This is a genomic window from Campylobacter curvus (assembly GCF_013372125.1).
Classification (GTDB): Bacteria; Campylobacterota; Campylobacteria; order Campylobacterales; family Campylobacteraceae; genus Campylobacter_A; species Campylobacter_A curvus.
Genome location: NZ_CP053826.1, coordinates 1290161 through 1311183 on the forward strand (window position 1 = coordinate 1290161; position 21023 = coordinate 1311183).

At 43.9% G+C, this 21023-nt stretch carries 25 protein-coding genes; 15 read left to right on the forward strand and 10 right to left on the reverse strand.

What is annotated here, in order from left to right; translation table 11 throughout:
- The first annotated feature begins 60 nt into the window (after positions 1–60).
- The 10 genes from CCVT_RS06230 (at position 61) to CCVT_RS06275 (ending at position 8115) form a co-directional block, all read left to right on the forward strand.
- Positions 61–2130, forward strand: coding sequence for a UvrD-helicase domain-containing protein (locus CCVT_RS06230; RefSeq protein ID WP_018136540.1), 2070 nt, complete (start codon positions 61–63; stop codon positions 2128–2130).
- Positions 2127–2948: a pseudouridine synthase family protein gene (gene truB, locus CCVT_RS06235; protein ID WP_018136541.1), complete on the forward strand. Its 822-nt coding sequence runs from the start codon at positions 2127–2129 to the stop codon at positions 2946–2948. Before CCVT_RS06230 ends, truB begins: the two co-directional genes overlap by 4 nt.
- Positions 2942–3172 carry a carbon storage regulator CsrA gene (csrA, locus tag CCVT_RS06240; RefSeq protein ID WP_009651427.1) on the forward strand — a complete coding sequence of 77 codons (231 nt, stop codon included), beginning with the start codon at positions 2942–2944 and terminating at the stop codon, positions 3170–3172. The genes truB and csrA overlap by 7 nt, the downstream gene beginning before the upstream one ends.
- Positions 3169–3912: a 4-(cytidine 5'-diphospho)-2-C-methyl-D-erythritol kinase gene (locus CCVT_RS06245; protein ID WP_018136542.1), complete on the forward strand. Its 744-nt coding sequence runs from the start codon at positions 3169–3171 to the stop codon at positions 3910–3912. The genes csrA and CCVT_RS06245 overlap by 4 nt, the downstream gene beginning before the upstream one ends.
- A complete protein-coding gene (gene smpB / locus CCVT_RS06250; protein WP_018136543.1) occupies positions 3909–4361 on the forward strand; it encodes an SsrA-binding protein SmpB in 453 nt (150 codons plus the stop codon). The genes CCVT_RS06245 and smpB overlap by 4 nt, the downstream gene beginning before the upstream one ends.
- Before the next feature lie 10 nt (positions 4362–4371).
- Positions 4372–4971, forward strand: a complete 600-nt coding sequence (locus CCVT_RS06255) for a TlpA disulfide reductase family protein (protein ID WP_018136544.1) — start codon at positions 4372–4374, stop codon at positions 4969–4971.
- Between the two features lie 62 nt (positions 4972–5033).
- Positions 5034–5468, forward strand: coding sequence for a flagellar basal body rod protein FlgB (flgB, locus tag CCVT_RS06260; RefSeq protein ID WP_018136545.1), 435 nt, complete (start codon positions 5034–5036; stop codon positions 5466–5468).
- A gap of 8 nt (positions 5469–5476) precedes the next feature.
- Positions 5477–5980 carry a flagellar basal body rod protein FlgC gene (gene flgC / locus CCVT_RS06265; RefSeq protein WP_018136546.1) on the forward strand — a complete coding sequence of 168 codons (504 nt, stop codon included), beginning with the start codon at positions 5477–5479 and terminating at the stop codon, positions 5978–5980.
- Entirely contained in the window at positions 5977–6273 is a 297-nt protein-coding gene (gene fliE, locus CCVT_RS06270; RefSeq protein WP_009651390.1) for a flagellar hook-basal body complex protein FliE, read from the forward strand. Before flgC ends, fliE begins: the two co-directional genes overlap by 4 nt.
- Positions 6274–6279: 6 nt before the next feature.
- A complete protein-coding gene (locus tag CCVT_RS06275) occupies positions 6280–8115 on the forward strand; it encodes a peptidoglycan D,D-transpeptidase FtsI family protein (protein ID WP_009651482.1) in 1836 nt (611 codons plus the stop codon).
- Positions 8116–8161: 46 nt separating this feature from the next.
- Here CCVT_RS06275 and CCVT_RS06280 read toward each other — a convergent pair whose 3' ends face one another.
- Genes CCVT_RS06280 through CCVT_RS06290 form a run of 3 tightly spaced genes read right to left on the reverse strand, consistent with a single transcriptional unit; the run spans position 8162 to position 10464 of the window.
- Positions 8162–8623 (reverse strand): hypothetical protein, encoded by a 462-nt coding sequence (locus CCVT_RS06280; RefSeq protein ID WP_018136547.1) that lies wholly within the window; start codon positions 8621–8623, stop codon positions 8162–8164.
- Between the two features lie 39 nt (positions 8624–8662).
- Positions 8663–9595, reverse strand: coding sequence for a ferrochelatase (gene hemH / locus CCVT_RS06285; protein WP_018136548.1), 933 nt, complete (start codon positions 9593–9595; stop codon positions 8663–8665).
- The gene (locus CCVT_RS06290; protein ID WP_018136549.1) at positions 9592–10464 is read right to left on the reverse strand and encodes a Gfo/Idh/MocA family protein; all 873 of its coding nucleotides are present in this window, start codon (positions 10462–10464) and stop codon (positions 9592–9594) included. Before CCVT_RS06290 ends, hemH begins: the two co-directional genes overlap by 4 nt.
- Before the next feature lie 396 nt (positions 10465–10860).
- Between CCVT_RS06290 and alaS the strand changes: the two genes are divergently transcribed.
- Genes alaS through CCVT_RS06315 form a run of 5 tightly spaced genes read left to right on the forward strand, consistent with a single transcriptional unit; the run spans position 10861 to position 16667 of the window.
- A complete protein-coding gene (alaS, locus tag CCVT_RS06295) occupies positions 10861–13419 on the forward strand; it encodes an alanine--tRNA ligase (protein WP_018136550.1) in 2559 nt (852 codons plus the stop codon).
- Positions 13412–13909, forward strand: coding sequence for a hypothetical protein (locus tag CCVT_RS06300; protein ID WP_018136551.1), 498 nt, complete (start codon positions 13412–13414; stop codon positions 13907–13909). Before alaS ends, CCVT_RS06300 begins: the two co-directional genes overlap by 8 nt.
- Positions 13909–14454 (forward strand): septum formation inhibitor Maf, encoded by a 546-nt coding sequence (gene maf, locus CCVT_RS06305; RefSeq protein WP_018136552.1) that lies wholly within the window; start codon positions 13909–13911, stop codon positions 14452–14454. The genes CCVT_RS06300 and maf overlap by 1 nt, the downstream gene beginning before the upstream one ends.
- Positions 14451–16379 (forward strand): transglycosylase domain-containing protein, encoded by a 1929-nt coding sequence (locus tag CCVT_RS06310; protein WP_018136553.1) that lies wholly within the window; start codon positions 14451–14453, stop codon positions 16377–16379. The genes maf and CCVT_RS06310 overlap by 4 nt, the downstream gene beginning before the upstream one ends.
- Before the next feature lie 9 nt (positions 16380–16388).
- Positions 16389–16667 (forward strand): ComEA family DNA-binding protein, encoded by a 279-nt coding sequence (locus CCVT_RS06315; RefSeq protein WP_018136554.1) that lies wholly within the window; start codon positions 16389–16391, stop codon positions 16665–16667.
- A 556-nt stretch (positions 16668–17223) separates the two neighbouring features.
- On the opposite strand, the gene CCVT_RS09960 is transcribed toward CCVT_RS06315, so the two are convergent.
- The 7 genes from CCVT_RS09960 to ffh all read right to left on the reverse strand — a co-directional run bounded on the left by CCVT_RS09960 (position 17224) and on the right by ffh (position 20975).
- Positions 17224–17373, reverse strand: a complete 150-nt coding sequence (locus CCVT_RS09960) for a hypothetical protein (RefSeq protein ID WP_227898155.1) — start codon at positions 17371–17373, stop codon at positions 17224–17226.
- Positions 17374–17507: 134 nt separating this feature from the next.
- A complete protein-coding gene (gene rplS / locus CCVT_RS06325; protein ID WP_009651267.1) occupies positions 17508–17864 on the reverse strand; it encodes a 50S ribosomal protein L19 in 357 nt (118 codons plus the stop codon).
- A complete protein-coding gene (gene trmD / locus CCVT_RS06330; protein WP_018136555.1) occupies positions 17854–18564 on the reverse strand; it encodes a tRNA (guanosine(37)-N1)-methyltransferase TrmD in 711 nt (236 codons plus the stop codon). The genes rplS and trmD overlap by 11 nt, the downstream gene beginning before the upstream one ends.
- Positions 18561–19091, reverse strand: a complete 531-nt coding sequence (gene rimM / locus CCVT_RS06335; protein WP_009651497.1) for a ribosome maturation factor RimM — start codon at positions 19089–19091, stop codon at positions 18561–18563. Before rimM ends, trmD begins: the two co-directional genes overlap by 4 nt.
- Entirely contained in the window at positions 19081–19326 is a 246-nt protein-coding gene (locus CCVT_RS06340) for a KH domain-containing protein (protein WP_009651150.1), read from the reverse strand. Before CCVT_RS06340 ends, rimM begins: the two co-directional genes overlap by 11 nt.
- Before the next feature lie 4 nt (positions 19327–19330).
- Positions 19331–19561: a 30S ribosomal protein S16 gene (rpsP, locus tag CCVT_RS06345; RefSeq protein ID WP_009651305.1), complete on the reverse strand. Its 231-nt coding sequence runs from the start codon at positions 19559–19561 to the stop codon at positions 19331–19333.
- A 73-nt stretch (positions 19562–19634) separates the two neighbouring features.
- Positions 19635–20975, reverse strand: a complete 1341-nt coding sequence (gene ffh, locus CCVT_RS06350) for a signal recognition particle protein (RefSeq protein WP_018136556.1) — start codon at positions 20973–20975, stop codon at positions 19635–19637.
- Positions 20976–21023: the final 48 nt, after the last annotated feature.

A 21023-nucleotide genomic window follows, 5' to 3' on the forward strand; every position in this document is an offset into this window, starting at 1 on the left:
CTTATTCGCCATTTTTAAGTATTTTTAGCTAAAATCAAAAGAAAATTTAAAAAGTGGCAAATGGAAAATTTACTAGACAACCTAAACGACGCTCAACGTGAGGCCGCGCGGCACATAGACGGTCCTATGCTGATCTTAGCAGGTGCTGGAAGCGGCAAAACAAAGACGATAACCACGCGCCTTGCCTACCTCATAGGCGAGGTCGGTATCGATCCCGCAAACACGCTCACGCTCACCTTTACGAACAAAGCCGCAAACGAGATGCGAACGCGCGCGCTTGCCATGCTAAATCAATCCGGCAAAGCTTGCACGCCGCTACTTTGCACGTTTCATAAATTCGGGCTTTTGTTTTTGAAATTTTATATCGACAGACTCGGGCGCAAAAACAACTTCATCATTATCGACACCGATGATAAAAAGCGCATCATAAAAAGCTTTGAGAGCCCGATCTCCACGGCAATACTTTCAAGCGAAATTTCAAACTACAAAAATTCTTTGCTAAGCGTCGAGGAGGTCTATAAAAACGCAAATTTCCTCACGAACGAAAAAGGCAAGGAAAATTTCTATCAAAAAGCCGCCGCGATATACGACAAATACGAAGAGTATCTACGGGCAAATAACCTGGTCGATTTTGACGATCTACTCGTGCTGACGTATAAAATTTTAGACGAGAACGAGGATCTGGCGCGTGAAATTTCAAACAGATACCGATACATAATGGTAGATGAGTATCAAGACACCAACGACCTTCAGTATAAGCTGTTGCGAAAGCTTTGCCTTGCACACGAAAACATCTGCGTCGTAGGCGATGACGATCAAAGCATCTACGGCTGGCGCGGTGCGAAGATAGAAAATATCCTAAATTTCAAGGATCAGTTCAAAGACACCAAGATCATACGCCTAGAGCAAAACTACCGCTCGACGACACCGATATTGAAGGCTGCAAACGAGCTCATCGATCACAACCGCAACCGCCTTGGCAAAAAGCTACTTAGCGTAAAAGGCGAAGGCGAAGGCGTAAATTTACTAGAAAGCCTCGATGAGAGCGTAGAGGCCGGCAAGATAGCAAAAAGCATAAAAGAGCTCCTAAAAAAGGGGGCGCAAGCCAAAGACATAGCGATACTTTACCGCATAAACGCCCTCTCTCGCTCACTAGAAGACGGCCTGACAAAGGAGCGCATCCCTTATAAAATGGTCGGCGGAGTGAAATTCTACGAAAGAGCCGAGGTAAAAGACGTCATAAGCTACCTGCGCCTCATAATAAATCAAAACGATGATTTTTCACTAAAACGTATAATCAACCGCCCAAAACGCGGCCTTGGCAAGGTCAGCCTCGATAAACTGGAAAAAATGGCCTACGAGGGCAAGACCTCGATGTTTGATGCGATATTAAATATCGATGACAAAGACGAGGCTTTCAGCAAAAAGATAAAAACGGCGCTCGTGGAATTTACGCAGATTTTAAAAGAGTTGCAAGAGACGGACTCGCTTTACGAGCTCATCGATAAAATGGAGGCGAAATTCGGCATAAAAAAATATTACGAGAGCCTACCTGACGGCAACGAGCGCGCAGCCAACATCGACGAATTTTATGCCATGTTAAAAGATCAAATCAAACAAAATCCAAGCTTTGAGCTGGAGGAATTCCTAAACGAGCTGGCTCTTGTCAGCGAACAGGACAACATAAGCTCGGAGGCTATCAGCATAATGAGCGTGCATGCTAGCAAGGGACTTGAGTTTGAGTATCTTTTCGTGATCGGGCTTGAGGAGGGATTTTTCCCACTCATAGGCGATGGTAGCGACATCGAGGAGGAGCGACGACTGGCATACGTGGCTATCACGCGCGCTAAAAAGCTACTCACTCTAAGCTTTGCGAATTCGCGCTTTTATAAAGGCCAAAGGACGCGCCTAAATAAGAGCAGATTTTTAAGCGAGAGCGGTACGACGCAAGGCTCGCTCGTCATCGAAGAGAGCAATGAATTTAAAAAAGGCGACCTAGTAAAACACAAAATTTTCGGTATCGGGCGCGTGACGGCCGTAAGCAAGGTCAAAAAAGAGTTCAAACTCACTATAAATTTTGCAGGCAATGTGCGCGAGATAATGTCAAGCTTCGTGGAAAAAGCGGTATGAACGCGATCTTTGTCGCAAATAAACCGGCAGGCCTTAGCTCCAATCAATTTCTAAGTCACCTAAAGCGAAAATACGGCGTCAAGAAAGCAGGCTTTTCGGGGACGCTCGATCCCTTTGCCAGCGGCTGCCTCATCGTGGCTTTTGGTAGCTACACGAAATTTTTTAGATTTTTAGACAAAACGCCTAAAATTTACGAAGCTACGATGTGGATAGGCGCGAGCAGCCCAAGCGGCGATAATGAAAACATCACGGATGTCAAAATTTTAAAGCCCTTTGCCGACGAGAGCCTGGAAATAGCGCGCAAAAGCCTACTTGGACGGCTAAAATACATCCCGCCAAAATTTAGCGCCAAAAACATAAACGGCACGCGCGCTTACAAGCTGGCTCGCACAGGAGAGGAATTTAGCCTAAAAGAGCAGGAGATGGAAGTGTTTGGCTGCGAAATTTTAAGCTACTGCCACCCATTCCTCACCTTTCGCATCAGCCTAAGCGAGGGAGGATACGTGCGCTCTTATGCGCAGCTTTTTGGCAAAAGACTTGGATATGACGTATGTCTAAGCGAGCTTAAACGAATAAGCGAGGGGAAATTTCGCTTTGAGAACGAGAAATTTCTAGATATCTGTGAAATTTTAAATTTGCCGCGCAATAAATATTTAGGCGATGTTGCCGATATAATGGACGGTAAGAGTCTGAAACCAAGCGACTTTACCACGCAAAAGGATGGGACTTATCTGCTTGAATACGATAAATTCCTAAGCATAATCGAGATTAAAAACGATACAATTAGCTATTGCTTAAATAAGGTTGAAAAATGTTAATACTAGCACGAAAAGAGAACGAGGAAATTTTACTCGGGAATGACATAAAGATCGTCGTAGTCGGCGTTTCAAAAAGTGGAGTGAAGCTTGGCATAGAAGCTCCTAAAAATATGATGATACTTCGCAGCGAGCTCGCTAGCGACATAAAAAAAGAGAACGCCGAGGCCAGCAAGATCGCATCAAGCGCGGACATCGAGGAACTCGCAAAGAAAATCGGCAAATGAAAAGCTACGCAAAGATAAATATCTTTTTAAAGATCGTCGGCACGCGCGGCGATTATCACGAAATTTTATCGCGTTTCGTGCTTTTGGACGAGATTTTTGATGAGATAAATTTTGAAAAAGCGTCTAAATTTAACCTCGAAAGCAACGTGAATATCGAAAACAACATCATTTTAAAGGCCAAAGATGAGCTGGCGCGTGCGGGATTTGCAAACGAGATAGACGAGTTTTTCAGCTCGCACAAGATCACGCTTCGTAAAAATATCCCGATGGGCGCAGGGCTAGGAGGTGGCAGCTCGAATGCAGCCAGCTTTTTAATGATGGCGAACGAGAGCCTAAATTTAAAGTTCTCACGCGAGGAGCTTTGTAAGATAGGCGCGAAAATAGGCGCCGATGTGGCATTTTTTATCCATGGCTTCAAGGCTGCGAACGTGAGCGGCATCGGCGAAAAGGTAGAAGAATTTGACGACGACGTGCCAAGTCTTGAAATTTTCACTCCGGATGTTTTTTGCTCGACGCCCGAGGTTTATAAGAAATTTAGAAGCGACTTCATGCAAAACATCAATGTCAAAATGGCAAATGAATTTATAAATTTAAGCTCGCGCGAGCTTTTGGAAAATTTTAAAAACTACGAGCTAAACGACCTTTATGCGCCCTGCTTTGCGCTATATCCGCAGCTTAAAATTTACAGAGATAAATTCCTAAGCGGTAGCGGGAGCACAACATTTGAGGTGAAACGATGAAAGATCTGGCAAAAAATAAAAAAGCCCTACATGATTTTAGCATCCTTGAGACCTTTGAGGCGGGCGTGGTGCTAAAAGGTAGCGAAGTCAAGGCCCTGCGTGCAGGACGGGCAAATTTAAAAGACAGCTTCGTGCGTATCATCAAGGGCGAAATTTTTTTACTAAACGCGCACATCAGTCATCTAGACACTACAAATTCTCACTTTCGCCCGGACGAGCGCGCCCCTAGGAAGCTCCTCATGCACCGTAAGCAGATCGACAAGCTCTTTGGCTCGGTCACCAAAGACGGACTAACGATGGTTGTGCTCGCACTTTATCTAAATGACAAAAACATTATCAAAGCCCGCGTGGCTCTGGCAAAGGGTAAAAACCTACACGATAAACGCGAAACTCTCAAAAAGCGCGAGGCCGACCTGGAAGCACGTGCGGCGATGAAAAAATTTATATAAAAGGAAAAAAATGAAAAATTTGATAGCTTTGATATTTGCACTGTTTGTTTTTGCCGGTTGTGGCACAGAGGAGAAAAATCAAGCGGCGAGCTTCAAAGAATTTTCACTAAACGAGGAGATCGCGCTAAAAGACGTAAACGGTAAAACGATAACTTTAGTGCGTAAAAACGGCGCTTTTGTCATAAAAGGCGACGAGAGTAAAATTTTAATGATAGATATATTCGGGACATTTTGCCCGCCTTGTCAAAAAGAGGCGGCCGAGCTTACCAAATATCAGCTGGAAAACAGCGGTAAATTCACCATTATAGGCTTGACGCATTTTGAAAACGTTACGGATGATTACGTCTTGAAAGAATTCGTGCAAAAATATAACGCTTATTACTTCATAACCAACGATCAGTCCATAAACGACCGTCTAAGCGAGCAAATAGTGCGCGACATAGGTTACAAACACGAGATCGCCCTACCCTTTAAAGTCGTGATAAAAGACGGCGAATATCAAATTCTCACCGACGTAGACAGCGGAGAATTTGGCGTCAAATACTATCTTGGCGGCATAAAAGTATCCAGAATGAGGCAAGATCTGCAAAGAATATATGGCTCAAACTAAAATTTAAGCCGTTTTGGAACGTATTTTGCTTAGAAATTTGAAATTTTAGAAAGGATCTAGCAATGTTTGTAGTGCAAACCTCAAAATCACGCCCCTTGGTAGAAGCTGCGATGGCGGCTCGCGAAATGCGCCAAAAGCTGATATCGGGCAATATCGCAAACATCGATACTCCTTTTTATAAAGCCAGAGATATAAATTTTGAAAGCGTTTTAAGGCAAAAAGCGGACGAAATTTATAATGCCAAAAGCTCAAAAAAGCTTGAGCTTGCAAAGACCGACGAAGCGCATTTTGCGGCGGTCGATTTTCCTAAAAACGATAGCGCGCAGGTATTTTTACGCGACGGACATATGGCTAGGAACGACGCAAATACGGTCGATCTTGACGTAGAAACGACCGAGCTTAGCAAAAACAACATCATGGTAAGTGCGATCGACGGAGCGTATAAGACTCAAGGCAATATCTTTAAAAGCGTCATCGACGCAAGCAGCAAAATTTAGGAGATAGGATGTCATACTTAAATGATTTTGACATAAGCGGATACGGACTTAGCGCGCAACGCTTCAGGATGAATGTGATAAGCTCGAATATCGCAAACGCTCAAACTACCCGCACCGCCGAGGGTGGACCGTATAGAAGGCAAGAGGTCGTTTTTAAGGCGTTTGACTTTGATAAAATTTTAAACGAAGAGATGAAAAACTCGGGCGGCTTACTAGAATACGAAAATCCGCTTGACGATCCAAGCTCGCCCAAAAATGCGCATCCGTCGCTAATGAGCGTCGTAGTGGATAAAGTAGTGCGCGACGATAAGGATTTTATGCTAAAATACGATCCTAGCCACCCGGATGCGAATGCAAACGGATATGTCGCATTTCCAAATATAAATCCGGTCATCGAGATGGCCGATCTTGTCGAGGCGACCAGGGCTTATCAAGCAAACGTAGCCGCTTTTCAAAGCGCAAAAACGATAGCTCAAAGTGCTATCACACTTCTATCAGGACAATTATCATGATAAATAATATCGAAAAACTAAATGGCGTATCCGGCTCTCAAAATAGCAAAAAGATAGCTCCGGCAGCAGATGGCAGCGACTTTGCCAGCATGCTAAACGACTCGCTAAAAGAACTCAATAAAGTCCAAGAAAATGCCGATAAAGCCATCGCCGATCTAGCTACCGGCGAGGTAAAAGACCTGCACCAAGCGGCTCTAGCCATCGGCAAAGCAGAGACTAGCATGAAGCTCATGCTTGAAATCCGTAACAAAGCGCTCAGCGCATATAAAGAAATTTCAAGAACCCAAATTTAAAGCTTTATGAATCCCAAAAAATCAAAAATAACCATACTTTTTTTATTTATCACATTTGGGATCATCATCTTTGTCGCGGTAGTATTTTACCGAGCGACGATCGAACGCAGACTGCCTAAACTCCAAACTAGCGAGATAAACACCGCACTTCGCGGCAATATCGTAACAAAAGACGGCTTTAGCGTATCCTCCAGCCAAAAGCTCTATAAAGTCATGCTAGACACCAGAAACATCGATCCTAACAAAAAAGAGATGTTTATCAAGCTTTATTCGCTTTACAGCGGCGACGATCCTGACAAAGTAAGAAAGATAATAAACGCCACCAAAGGGCTTGTCACACTATCTTACAGTATCGATGCAAAGGGTGCTACATATCTTCAAGAGCTCTCAAGAAAGCTAAATAGAAAAAGCATCTTGATCTCCTATCAAGACCCAAAGACAGGACTGGCTTCCTTTCAAGGTATGCGTATAATGGAAAGCGGGCAAAACAGGCTTTTCATGTCAAAAAGTGCGCTGACACCGGTCATCGGATACGTCAATAAAACCGAGAGCGACGCACTCACTAAAAGTAAAGGCGTAAAAGGGCTCGAAAAATACTACGAGGACTATCTGGCACCGATACAAAACGCCAAAATTTTAGGCCCTAGAGACATAGGCAACAACATAATCCTAACAAGCGACTCAAATCTGGCAAACAGAGTGGACGGCTACAACGCTGTGCTCTCCATACCGCTGAAATTTCAAACCAAGATCGAGCAGATATTAGACGATAGGCGAGAATTTTTAGACGCCAAGGAGCTTGTCATTTGTATAATGAACAGCAAAAACGGCGAAATTTTAGCCCTCGCCTCAAGCTCCAGATACGATCCCTCAAATATCAAAAAGCAAGACTACGGTGCGCTAAATTCTACCGCGACAGAATACGCATACGAGGCTGGCTCGGTATTCAAGCCCTTTGTCTTCGCCCTCTTGCTTCAAGAAAAAAAGGTAAATCCTTTTGAACTCGTAAATACCTACAACGGCCGCTATCAGCTTGGCAAGCGCATCATCAAAGACACGCACCCAGAGCCCTTCATGAGCGCGGAGGATGTCATCGTGCATAGCTCAAATATCGGCATGATACAGCTAGTAGAGCGCCTAAACGGTCCACAAATTTATCAAGGGCTTTTAAACTTCGGCTTTTCAAGAAAGAGTGGCATCGATATGCCATACGAGCAAGTAGGCATGATGCCGACGGTAAATAAGCTAAATTCCTCCACCTACAAAGCGACCGTGAGCTATGGATACGGCCTACAAGCGACATTTATGCAGCTTTTAAAAGCCTACAACACCTTCAACAACAAAGGCGTCGAGGTCACGCCTCATATAGTCGAATTCCTGGAGAAAAACGGCAAGCGCTTCGAGCTGCCAAAGCCTGAACCCCAGCAAGTCATCAGCCAAGAAACAGCTAAGATCATGAAAAGGATACTCATCAAAACCGTAGAAAAGGGAACCGGTCTAAAGGCGATGACACCGGGTCTTGAAGTGGGCGGCAAAACGGGAACGGCGCACATAGCCTCCGGCAAAGGCGGATACAGCAACACTTATAATGGCTCGTTTTTTGGCTTCGCAAACGACACCAAAGGCAACAGCTACACCATCGGCGTACTAGCGCGCGACCCTAAAAAGCCGTATTATTACTTTGGTGCGCAAAGTGCGCTACCGACCTTTAAAAAAGCGATCGATCTGATGATAGAAGAGGGATATCTCGTACCCGATCAACAGGTCATAGCTGAATTTGAAGCTAAAAAAGAGAAGCAAAAAGACGAGAAAGCAAAGCCGCAAAAGCAAATTTTAGACTGAAAATTTGGACGCTATCGTTTGGCGACGTCCAAATTCAGGCCATTGCCTACAATAGTCCAAACTCCGAAAGGACGGAATTTAGATCGACAGACGAGCTTGAAGTGCCGGCTAGCTTCTTTTGCCTCTCAAGCAAAGTCGAGCTCGTCATGGCGGCGTTTAGCTCCTTGCGATACTCGCTTAGCAGTTCGTCCACGACCTTTGCGAGCTCAGCCCTTTGGCTATCCGTTTTGCTCGCGTCATTGAGCCCCAAAAGCTCGGTGAGCTCCTTTTTCTTTTGCTGGATCTTCTGCTCTATCTTGTCGGCGTTTAGCTGCGTGAGATATCCGTAGGCGCCAAGCTCGGTGAGTTTGCGCTTGAATTCCTCGACGCTACCTGAAATTTTAGACTCGCTAGCTACTTTTTTGAGCGAAAGGTTCAAAATTTCATCAAAACTATTGCTTTTGTTTTTGCCGTTAGCCTTACCGCGTTGAAGCAGATAATCAACAATATCGTTGTTCTCGACTCTCATGTATCTCCTTTAAGATGAGATACTTTACGCAAGCAAATTTTATTCCACTGCGTATCGCAAGATGAAATTTACAAATTCATCGCTAAAGTTAGGGCACTCCACGACATCGTAAAAGCTAAAGCCAAGCTCATCGGCAACACGCTTATATTCTATGACAAGCTCGAAGATCGTCTCCGAGTTGTCGATGCAAAATGAGATCGGATAGATGAGCGCTTTTTTGCTCTCACAAACCTTCAAAGCCTCGTTTAATGGCGGCTCCAGCCATTTAACCGGTCCTAGTCTGGACTGATAGGCTAGCTTGATCTCTTTAAATTTTAAACCCTCATCGTTTAGCATTTTTGAGAGTATTTTTACATGCTCTTTGACGTGAGCCTCGTATATATCGCCGTTATCGATGATCTTTTGAGGCAAAGAGTGAGCCGAAAATATCAAACTCATATCGCTGATATCAACGCCTAAAATTTTATTTTTTATGCTCTTTATGATGAGCTCGTTGTAGCTTTGCTCATCATAAAATGGCTTTAGCACGCGTATCTCGCCCTTAAAATTTAGCTTTTTACAGGCTTTTTCAAGGTCATTTAGGCTAGAGACCACCGTAGTCACCGAGTGATGCGGATACAGCGGCAAAACGATCACTTCGTCAAAATTTTGATATCTTGCGAGCACATCTTTTGTAAATGGCGGCGTGTAGTTCATCGCAAAATCTACTGCGTATTCATCTTGGTAGTTTGAAATTTTATCGCAAAGCGCTTGAATGAGCTCGCATATCGGAGACTTGCCTCCTATTTTGGCGTAGTTTCGTTGCGCGGTCTTGAGTCGTCCTTTGGTTATCATCATCGCTACGAATTTTCGCAAAATTTTGTTTTTTATCCCCAGGATACAGGGGTCGTTGAACATATTTTTTAAAAAGATCTCGATCTCTTCGGGCTTGCTAGGGCCGCCCATATTTAGGAGCAATATAAGTTTTTTCATGCAAAAAGCTCTTTGATCTTTATAGCGTCATCCACGCTTGAGAGCTCGTCGCTATCGCCGCTTTGACAAAGATCGTAAAAGGCGTCGTATTGCGCTCTTAGCTCGTTCATCTGCGCGTCTATCTTTAAATTTATCTGCCCGTCCTCGGTGAGCTGATGAAGTCTGTAATGTATAAGATCGCCGAAATACACGCCGCTTTTTGCATTCACTTCGATGCCAAAGCGCTCGAACGATCCGCAAAAAGAGTCGGTGATACTTACTAAAATTTGGTTTTTGCTTTTGAAATTTATGATGGCGTTGTCAGAGGATCTGGTGTTGGTTTTATTTGTCTGCATGCAGGAAAATTCGCAAATTTCACTCTCCAGTAGGGTCTTTGCCAGATCGATGTCGCACAAAGAGAGCTCATTTATGATGTTTCCCTCGTGCGAGGGCTTAAAATGAGCGATATTTACGCTATATACTTCCTCTTCTCTAGCAAGCGCTCTTTTCAGCGATACGACCGTGGGGTTAAACCTCTCATCAACTCCCGTGCAAACTCGCGCTTTATTCACGCCCGCAGCGTATTTTATCTCTTTAAGCTCACTGGCGTTTTTAAAGATCGGGCGAGAGATCAGGATATTTTGACAGTATTTCACGCTCTGACAAAACGCATCCATCGTCTCTTGATGCGGCAGACAAAGCACGATGGCTTGGGGTTTGGCTACTTCTATGAAGCGCTTGAAATCGGTAAAAAATTCAGCCCTGCAAAAGGTATCGGTATTTTGTTTGTCAAAGACGCCGCAAACTTCAAATTTATCAGAACGCCTAAGCTCTGCGTAGTGCCTTTTGCCAACATCCGAATAGCCAACGATACCGATCTTTAGCTTCATTTGCGCCCTTTAAAATTTTAGAAATTTTTAATAATTATATGGCTCTATTCTGACAAAGTATTGATTTTTAACTCTCAATAGCGAAATCAAACCTTGTGAAGCGACGCTATCGCCGCCGATTTACAGGGAAGCGGTAGCTGACCGCGTAAATCGTGCTATACGTTCGGCGCTTTGCGGAGCGAGCAAGGTTTTTGCTTCACTTCGTTCGCAACTGCAAAGCAGAAGCGAAGTAAGTATCAATACTTTAATATAACAGAACCAATTATATTTACATCTCACTTTTAAACAGATAAATTTAAAGAGCGCCCAAACCTGGCGAAATTTTAGATTTTTTATAAATTTCAAAACGATTTTTAGGTAAAATCAAGCGAAATTTTAAAATTTATAGGAAAAAATATGCAAAATTTAGACGTAAGAGAAGCTTATCTGAATTTTTTTAAATCAAAAGGACATGAGATCATCCCCTCCGCACCGCTCGTGCCAAACGACGCGACGCTACTTTTCACAAACGCCGGCATGGTGCCGTTTAAGAGCATTTTCACAGGCGAAGTACCGCGCCCTACCCCACCGATCCGCACCAGCTGTCAGACCTGCATACGCGCCGGCGGTAAGCACAACGACCTTGACAACGTCGGCTACACCGCGCGCCATCACACGTTTTTTGAGATGCTTGGAAATTTCAGTTTCGGCGAATATTTCAAAAAAGACGCGATCGCATACGCGTGGGAATTTGTAACGCAGGTGCTAAAACTGCCAATTGACCGCCTTTACGTGACCGTGCATGAGAGCGATGACGAAGCATTCGAGCTTTGGGCGCAGCACATCGCAAGAGACAGGATTTACCGCTTTGGCGACCACGATAACTTCTGGCAAATGGGCGATACTGGACCTTGCGGACCATGTTCTGAAATCTTTTACGATCAAGGCGGCGAGCATTTTAATACGCCCGAGGACTACATGGGCGGCGATGGCGACCGTTTCCTTGAAATTTGGAATTTAGTCTTCATGCAATACGAACGCTCGGCGGACGGCAAACTAAGCCCGCTACCAAAGCCAAGTATCGACACGGGCATGGGCTTAGAGCGCGTCACGGCGATAATGGAGGGCAAATTTAGCAACTACGACAGCTCGCTTTTCATGCCGCTCATCGACGAGGTCGCGAAGCTTTGCGGCAAGCCTTACAGCTACGATAGTGGGGCTAGCTACCGCGTCATCAGCGATCATATCCGCTCGGTCACGTTCCTACTCGCTCAGGGCACAACATTTGACAAAGAAGGTCGTGGATACGTGCTTCGCCGCATCTTGCGCCGCGCGATCCGCCATGGCTATCTGCTAGGCATCAAGGAGCCCTTTATGTATAAGCTCGTGGATAAGGTCTGCGAGATGATGGGCGGGCACTACACCTATCTAAACGAGAAAAAAGCGGCGGTCAAGGAGCAGGTGCGCCTGGAAGAGGAGAGGTTTCTAGCGACGATCGCATCGGGCTTGGAGCTATTTAACGAAGAGCTAGCCAAAACCAAAGAAATTTTTAGCGGCGAAACGGCGTTTAAGCTTTACGACACCTACGGCTTTCCGCTTGATCTCACCGCCGATATGCTGCGCGAAAAGGGACTAAAAGTCGATGAGGCTAAATTTGACGAGCTCATGAGCGAGCAAAAAGCGCGCGCAAAGGCTGCATGGAAAGGCAGCGGCGACAAGAGCTCAAAGGGCGATTTTAAAGAGCTTCTTGAAGAATTTGGCGAAAATAAATTTAGCGGCTACGACGAGCTAGAAAGACAAAGCAAAATTTTAGCCCTGCTTGATAATGATTTTAAACGAGTGCAAAATTTACGCGCGGGTGAGAGCGGCTGGGTGATGTTTGACGTTACGCCATTTTACGCGCAAAGTGGCGGTCAGACGGGCGATACGGGCGAGATAGTGGGCGTAGGTGAAGTGCTGGATACGCAAAAATTTCACGGGCTAAATTTATCCCAAGTCGAGGTAGGCAAGCAGATAAAAACGGACGATGTGTTAAATTTAAAGGTCAGCGACGCAAGAGCCGAGATAGCGCGCCACCACTCGGCGACACATTTATTGCACGCTGCGCTGCGTAAAATTTTAGGCACGCATGTGGCGCAAGCTGGCTCGAACGTCGAAGCAGACAGGCTTAGATTTGACTTCTCGCATCCAAAGGCGCTAACGAGCGAGGAGCTAGAAATGATAGAAAAATTTGTGAATGACGCCGTGGCAAGCGGCGCGGCGGCAAAGACTGAAATAATGGACGTCGAAGCTGCCAAAAATAGCGGTGCGATCGCGCTCTTTGGTGAGAAATACAGCGAAAAAGTGCGCGTGCTAAGCCTTGGTGATGTGAGCAAAGAGCTTTGCGGCGGAACGCACGTGAAAAACGTCAGCGAGATAGGCGCGTTTTTCATCACCAAAGAAAGCGGCGTGAGTGCGGGCGTGCGCCGTATCGAGGCGGTCTGTTCGCGTGCCGCGCTAAATTTGGCTCGCGGTTTTAGAAGCGAGCTGGCTGAAATTTCAAACGAGCTAAAAACGAACGAACCGATGGTCGCTATCAAAAAGCTAAAAGGCGAGGTGCGAGAGCTAAAAGACAAGCTCAAAAATATCGGCGACTCCCACGCCATCGCATTTACGAGTATAAATGATACAAAAATGGGCGTTGCCGTCGTCAAAAGCGGCGACATCAAAACGATGATAGATAATTACAAGAACGAATTTGCCAGCCTTGCTATTTTGCTATTACAGGTAAATGACGATAAGATCGCGATCGCTGCGGGCGTGAAAAACGCTCCGATAAAAGCCGGCGAGTGGGTCAAGATGGCGGCTAAAATTTTAGACGGAAACGGCGGCGGACGCGATGACTTCGCCACAGCAGGCGGCAAAAACGTGCTGATGATAGAGACCGCCGTCAAAGAAGCGTTTGAGTTTGCAAGAGAGAAGCTACTAAATGCCTGAATACAACATCGCCTTTGCGCGCCTTGATCAGCTGATGCCGTTCTTTCATGTGTCGATGGTCACGCTTTTTATCGGGCTTCAAGCTGGCCTTTGGCTGGTGGCGACTTATTTTATGAAAAGCAAGCTCAAAGACGCACTGAAATACCCGCTACTGATGCATATTTTAAGGCGCTTTGGTATCTGCATCGTGATCCTACTAGTCATCATCGCGCTCACAAGCATGACGGTCGGTCACAGCGGAGGACTAATGAAGTCGGCAAATCCAATGGCAAAGGCGATACTGGCGACAAAATGGGCACTGGAGATATTTTTGGCGTTAAATTTGGCCTATATGTTTTATCATTACAAAAAGGCGTTCAAAGCCTTCAAGGCGCATGAAATGCTAGAAATGCAAGAGAGCCTGATCGTCGTGATATATTATTTCGTCCCGCTAAACCTCGTCGTCTCTTTCATCGCCGTTTATCTTGGTATCGCATATAAGGAATTTTGATGATGATCTTAGCCTCAAGCTCCCAAACACGCGCTAAAATTTTGACCGAAAACAGGATAAATTTCGAACAAATTTCGTTTGAATTCGACGAAAGCGAAATTTCAAAGGGTTGTGCGCCGCATATTTATGTCCAAAGGGTGGCAAAAGCCAAAAAAGAGCAGTTTTTTAAAGCCTATCCTGACGCTAGAAATGTGCTGTTTGCTGATAGCTGCGTCGCTTGCGAGGGTAAAATTTTAGGCAAAGCGACAGATAAAAACGAAGCCTCGGATATGCTCTGGCTTCAAAGCGGTAAAGTTTGCAGCGTTTTTAGTGCGATGATATTTACGGGTGAAAATTTTGAGCTACTAAACGTCAGCGAAACGGCATATGAATTTGATAAATTCAGCCGAGATGACGTGCAGAGCTATCTAGAAAGCGGCGAGTGGCGGGGTAAAGCGGGGGCGATGACGATCGAAAATTTTAATAAAAAATATATCATTAGCCAACAGGGCGAAACTAGTACCGCGATGGGGCTCAATGTGAAAATTTTAAAGGCATTTTTATGAAATATATCTTGGCTTTTTGTTTTGCCGTGGCTATCGCTTTTTGCGGTGCTTTTTTATATTTTTACGCGCAGGTGAGGTTCGAGGCTTACAGTATAATCGACTATAAGCCGAAGCTAACGACGCAAATTTTTGACAGAAACAACGAATTGATCGCAAATATATTTGAAGAAAACAGAATTTACGTAAGATATAACGACATCCCCGCGCGAGTCATCGAGGCGCTAGTGGCGATCGAGGATACGAGCTATTTTGAGCATGGCGGAGCGAACTACGAAGCCATAGCAAGAGCCGTCGTAAAAGATATCAAGGCTCAAAAGCTAGTAGAGGGCGCATCTACTTTGACGCAGCAGCTCGTTAAAAATTTGGTCCTTACTCGCGAGAAGAAATTTACAAGAAAAATCAAAGAGATAGTCCTCGCTATCAAGCTTGAAAATGAGCTTTCTAAAGAAGACATCATAGAAAGATACCTAAATCACGTCTATTTCGGCCACGGCTACTACGGTATAAAAACGGCCGCCGAGGGATATTTCAGAAAAGAGCTGAACGAGCTTAGCATAAAAGAGATCGCCATTTTAGTCGGCCTGCCAAAAGCACCTAGCACATACGATCCTACAAAACACCTGGACCTCTCGCTAAGCCGCGCGAACCGCGTGCTCGAGCGTATGTATAACATCGGCTGGATAAACGAGGACGAATACCGAAAAGGTGTGCTGGAAGAGCCTGCGGTGTTTGACGATACGCTCACTAGAAACAAAGCCCCTTACGTAGTCGACGAGATCATCAAAGAGGCCTCTAAAAAATTTGACGACATAAAAACTGGCGGATACCGCATACAAAGCACTATCGACCTTGGTGTGCAAAAAATGGCACAAGACGCACTGGTATATGGATACAATGAAATTTTAAAGCGCGACAAAAAGGCAAACCCTGAAATGCTAAACGGTGCCATCGTCGTGACCCAGCCTCAAAGCGGGCAAATTTTAGCGCTCATCGGAGGGATAGACTACGCAAAAAGCAGCTACAACCGTGCGACGCAAAGTCAGCGCCAGCCAGGATCGAGCTTCAAGCCTTTCATATATCAAATAGCCCTTAACAGCGGCTACTCGGTCGTCTCTCAAGTAGCCGACGTCGCACGCACTTTTGATATGGGAAATGGCAAGGAGTGGACACCTAAAAACTATAGCGGCGGCTTTCAGGGCTACATCACGATCAAGTCCGCCATCACTCAGTCGCGCAACCTAGCGACTATAAATTTACTAAACGACCTTGGTCTAAGCTCTGTTCGCAAGAAGCTGGTCGAAATGGGCTTTGAAAATATCCCTGAAAACTTATCCATCGCACTTGGAAGCTTTGGGATCTCACCGCTTGAATTTGCAAAATTTTACTCGATGTTCCCAAATGAAGGCGAGATAGTCGAACCTACTTTGATAAAACACATCGAAAACAGCTTTGGAGCGGCGATGGACTATGAAGGGCAAAAAAAGCAAGTGCTTAAGCCCGAGCAGGCATTTTTGATGACTACTCTGCTTCAAAATGTCGTAAACAACGGCACCGGGCGAAACGCAAAGATACAAGGCATACAAATAGCAGGCAAAACCGGCACGACAAACAACAACATAGACGCGTGGTTTTGCGGATACACTCCGGACATCGAGGCCATCATCTGGTACGGGAACGACGATAACTCACCGATGAAAAAGATCGAGGGCGGCGGTAGGACGGCGGCACCTGTATTTAAGAAATTTATGGAAGAGTATATAAAGCAATATCCGACGCTCAGACGGGTGTTTGAGCAGCCCGAGGGCGTTTATAAGGGCTACTACGATGGTGGTGACGAGTTTTACACCAACGACTCGCCTTTGCCTCAGATGACGCCTTTAAACGAGATCATTCAAGATCAGGAGAACGAAGGTTTGATTTTCTAAAGGACAAAAATGAAATTTTCCAGAATTTTACTGGCTCTAGCATGTGGTATAAATTTCACACTTGCTAGCGTCGACATCAACAAGGCTGATAAAAAAGAGCTCATCGAGCTAGGCTTTAACAAAAGCCAAGCTATGAACATCATAAAGTATAGAAAGGCGCACCCTTTTAAAAGCACGGACGAGCTAACAAAAGTAAAGGGTGTAAATTTTTCGCAAGTTCAAAAGATAAAAGATAAAATTTCCGTAGCGAAAGCTAAAAAACCGGTAAAACCAAAAGCTAAAAAATAGAGCAGTTAAGCTATTTGACAAGATGCCGATGGCCTTTATGGGTGCTTTATAATCGCTGCAGATAGATATAGTCAAATACTTTTCACTGTGGTATGCAGTGCAAACAATGGCTTAATTTTATAAGGCCTTATTTTGCTTTAATGCTTCCAAAGCACCAATGCCTTCGCAAAGGGCGCTTCGCAAAATTTATTCTACCGTTCCTAAGCCTGCGCAAGGGGAGATAGTGCGAGTAATAGCAAACCTAAACTTGTAGCACGATTTTTTGCTTCATGAATTTGACCTAGCTAGAGTGTTATAAAAATTTGAGCAATCAACACTTTATTGAAACACAGCCGAATTTTAGATTGACTTTTGGCTCACGATATCAATTAGTTTATTTTCACAATACTCTAAACATGTGACTCACATCGTCATTTTTACTAAGACTAAGACGGACGATACTACCCCTGAAGTGTGAGCAAAGAGTGCGGGGCATTGGCCTCTAGACTGACCATATCAAGGGCGTCCAAGGTGATGCTATCCTCTTTTGCACCAATTCTATCTTGCCACTAAGAACTTAGATCACTATCTCTCCTGGGGCTTGATGCTCTTTCATCTCAGAGTCTTTTTGTAAATTTATACGTATCTCTTTGATACCGCCCATTTCATGAAGCTTATTTATAGTAATACCATTGAATATATCATTTTTCCATACTATTTTTTCCATTTTTGATCCTCTGATTTAAGGATTATAGTATTATCCTAGAATGATATCGTTGATACTGATTAAGTTATATTTAATGAAAGTAGATGTTTAAAGAAGGAAATCCAAAAGAGAAATTCCTCTTTTGGATTAATGCATTATTTTCTAAGCTCGCGTATCTTAGCAGCTTTACCACGTAAATCGCGTAGATAAAACAATTTAGCTCTTCTGACACGACCTTTTCTAAGAACCACTATCTCTTCTATGCTGTCGCTATAAATAGGGAAAATTCTCTCTACGCCAACGCTATTTGCGCCGATTTTTCTTATGATAAAAGTCTCGCCGACACCGCTTCCGCGCCTAGCTATGCAGATACCTTCAAAATTTTGAACTCTAGTTTTATCGCCTTCGTGGATACGTATAGCTACGCGAAGTGTATCTCCTGCACGAAAATCAGGCACGCTTTTGCTAGCAATTTGAGCGTCTTCAAATGCTTGGATATATTTATTTCTCATGTTTTTCCTTAATTTGTGGCTTGAGCTTTTGGTATAAATCAGGGCGAAAAAACCTTGTTTTACAATGCGCCATCTTGTTTTTTAAAAGACGGATTTTAGCATGGTTTCCCTTTAAAAACTCTGAAACTACAAAATTCCCGTCAAATACATCGGGCTTAGTAAAGGACGGCGCCTCAAGCAAACCATCTTCAAAGCTCTCTATCGCAAGGCTTTGACTATTTCCCAACACCCCCTCTATATTGCGAGCGATAGCATCAGCTAGACAAAGGGCTCCGAGCTCTCCACCGGTCAAGATAAAATCCCCTACGCAAAACACCTCATCAGCCCAAAGCTCAACGATCCTCTCATCGATCCCCTCATATCTGCCGCATACAAAACAAATATGTTTTTTACCGGCTAATCTTTTCGCGTCTTTTTGGTTAAATTTTTTGGCCGCAGGCGTTAAAAATACCATATGCACATCAGGATCGTTTTCTTTGATCTTTTTTAGAGTATCGTTTAGCGGTTGAGGCATCATCAATAGCCCCGCTCCACCGCCTATCATATATTCATCGACCTTGAAATGTTTTTGTGTAGTATGATCACGAGGATTTATGAAATTTACATCGATTTTGTTATTTTCGACCGCTCTTGCAAGGATCGAGTCATCAAAATAAGGCTTTACTAAATTTTCAAAAAGCGTGACAAAAGTAAATTTCATGAATTTTCAAGTATGCTTTTAGCGTCTTTTGTTAAAATCTCTTTATTTTCCAAACTCACGCTTATAACAAAGCGATCTATATATGGGACGTAAAAGTTTTTTGCAAAGCCGATAGAAACGAGATCGTCACTTGTTTTTACATATAGCAAGGCATTATTCAGATTATCTTCTATATCTTTTACTACGCCTAAAATTTCGCCATTTTCGACTATATTTAAGCCAAGCACGTCAAAATAAAAAAACTCACCCTCTTTAAGTTTGCAATTTTTACGAGTAAGCTCTTTTGTAGTATATAAAATTTTATTTACAAGGCTTTTTGCCGAGTCGATATCCTCGTATCCCTCGAACAAAGCCGTTTCTTTTGATACGTCGTAGCTTTTGATGATAAATTCGTTACCGTCTTTATCAAAAAAGACTGCATTTTTTTTAAATTGTTCGGGAAAGTCGCCCTTATTATGAAGCTTGACACATCCTTTTAGTCCAACACATCTGCCTATTATCGCAACTTCTACAAATTCACTGTTCAAGCGCTTTTACCGTTACTCTATAACTAGTCGGATCTTTTGCCTTGCAGCCTATGATGACGGTTTTTATGGCATTTATCATCTTGCCGTCTTTTCCGATAAGCTTCCCGGTATCGACCTTATCGGCGCTTATGATGATCTCGGCAAAATTTTCGCCAAGCTCTTCTCGTTCGATCTTGATCTTTTCAGGATAGTCCGCTATCAGTTTGGCGTATTCGTATAAAAAATCTTCAACCATTTTATTATTTGCTTGTTATTTGAGCTACTCTGTCGCTAAGTTTCGCACCTACGCTTTTCCAGTAAGAAAGTCTCTCAGCGTCAAATTTAACGACTTCAGGCTCTGCCATAGGGTTATAATAGCCGATATTCTCTATCCAGCCGCTATCGCGTCTTTTTCTGCTATCCGTTACAACTATACGATAAAATGGTCTTTTCTTACGTCCCATTCTTGTTAGTCTTACTACTGTTGCCATATTGATTTCTCCTTTTATATTTTTAAATAAGGCTTAAATTTAGACACAAAAGCTGTCCAAATTTAAATCCATTTTACATAGGATGCTTTACGTTTGTTTGTGCCAGCATATTCACCAGCCCCTTCGCTCCACCCTTTCCTGAAAATTTCTTTGCTAGTTTCGAGGCATTTTCAAACTGCTTTAAAAAGCGATTGACCTCTATTTGATTCAGCCCTGCCCCAGCTGCCAAACGACGCTTGCGGCTATTGTTTAAAAGCTCAGGATTTTCACGCTCTTTTTGAGTCATGGAATTTATCATCGCTTTGATATGTAAAATTTCTTTTGAATTGTCAAGATCTATATCTTTTATCTGATTTGCCATATTTGAAAGCCCCGGTATCATGCCTATCAACGACTTCATACTTCCAAGCTTTTTTACGCTTTCCATCTGCTCTAAAAAGTCGTTGAAGTTAAACTGACCTTTTTTTATCTTTTGATTTAATCGCTTGGCCTCTTTCTCATCGATCACCATGCTTGTTTTCTCTACAAGCGTAGCAAGGTCGCCCTCACCCATTATGCGGCTTACTATGCGCTCTGGTATAAAGCTCTCAAGATCGCTCGCTTTTTCGCCGATACCGACAAATCTAAGCGGAATTTCAAGCTGCTTTGCAATGCTTATAGCTACTCCGCCTTTTGAATCGGAGTCAAATTTAGAAAGAATGACACCGGTGATATTTAGCGCTTCGTTGAAACTAGCTGCTGATTTGACACCGTCTTGCCCACTCATCGCATCGGCTACATAAAAAATTTCATGCGGCTTTATCGCTTCTTTCACAAGCTTTATCTCATTCATTAAAGTTTCATCTATCGCAAGGCGTCCCGCAGTATCGACCAAAAGAACGTCATAGAGCCCACTTTTGGCTTTTTGTAAAGCAGCCCTTGCCACTTTTATCGGATCGTTTTCACCTTCTATGAAAAACAGATCGATCTCGTTTGCCTCACAAAGCTGCCTGAGCTGTTCGACTGCAGCGAGTCTTTGTAGATCGCACGCCGCGACTAGGACTTTCTTTTTTCTGAGCTTTAGATAGTTTGCCAGTTTTATCGTCGTGGTCGTTTTGCCAGATCCTTGCAAACCGGCCATCAAAACGATCGTAGGAGCCGAGCTTGCATATACAAAGCCTTGATTACCCGGTGCAGTCAGGATGTTTGTCAAATTCGACTTTATCGCATCTAGGAAATTCTTTTGACCCACACCGGTCTTTTTTATATCGTTTTCTATCGCGGCGAGGAGGTCTTTGGTGACTTTATGATGAACATCAGCTTTTAAAAGAGCTTTTTTTAGCACGTCAAGAGCGTTTTTCAAAGCCTTTTCGTCATCGACGAAACGTATCTTGCTGACGGCTAAACGAAACGACTCGCTGATTTGTTCAAACACGACTCTACCTTTCTAAATTTCTCATTAAAGGGCGTATTTTACTAAATT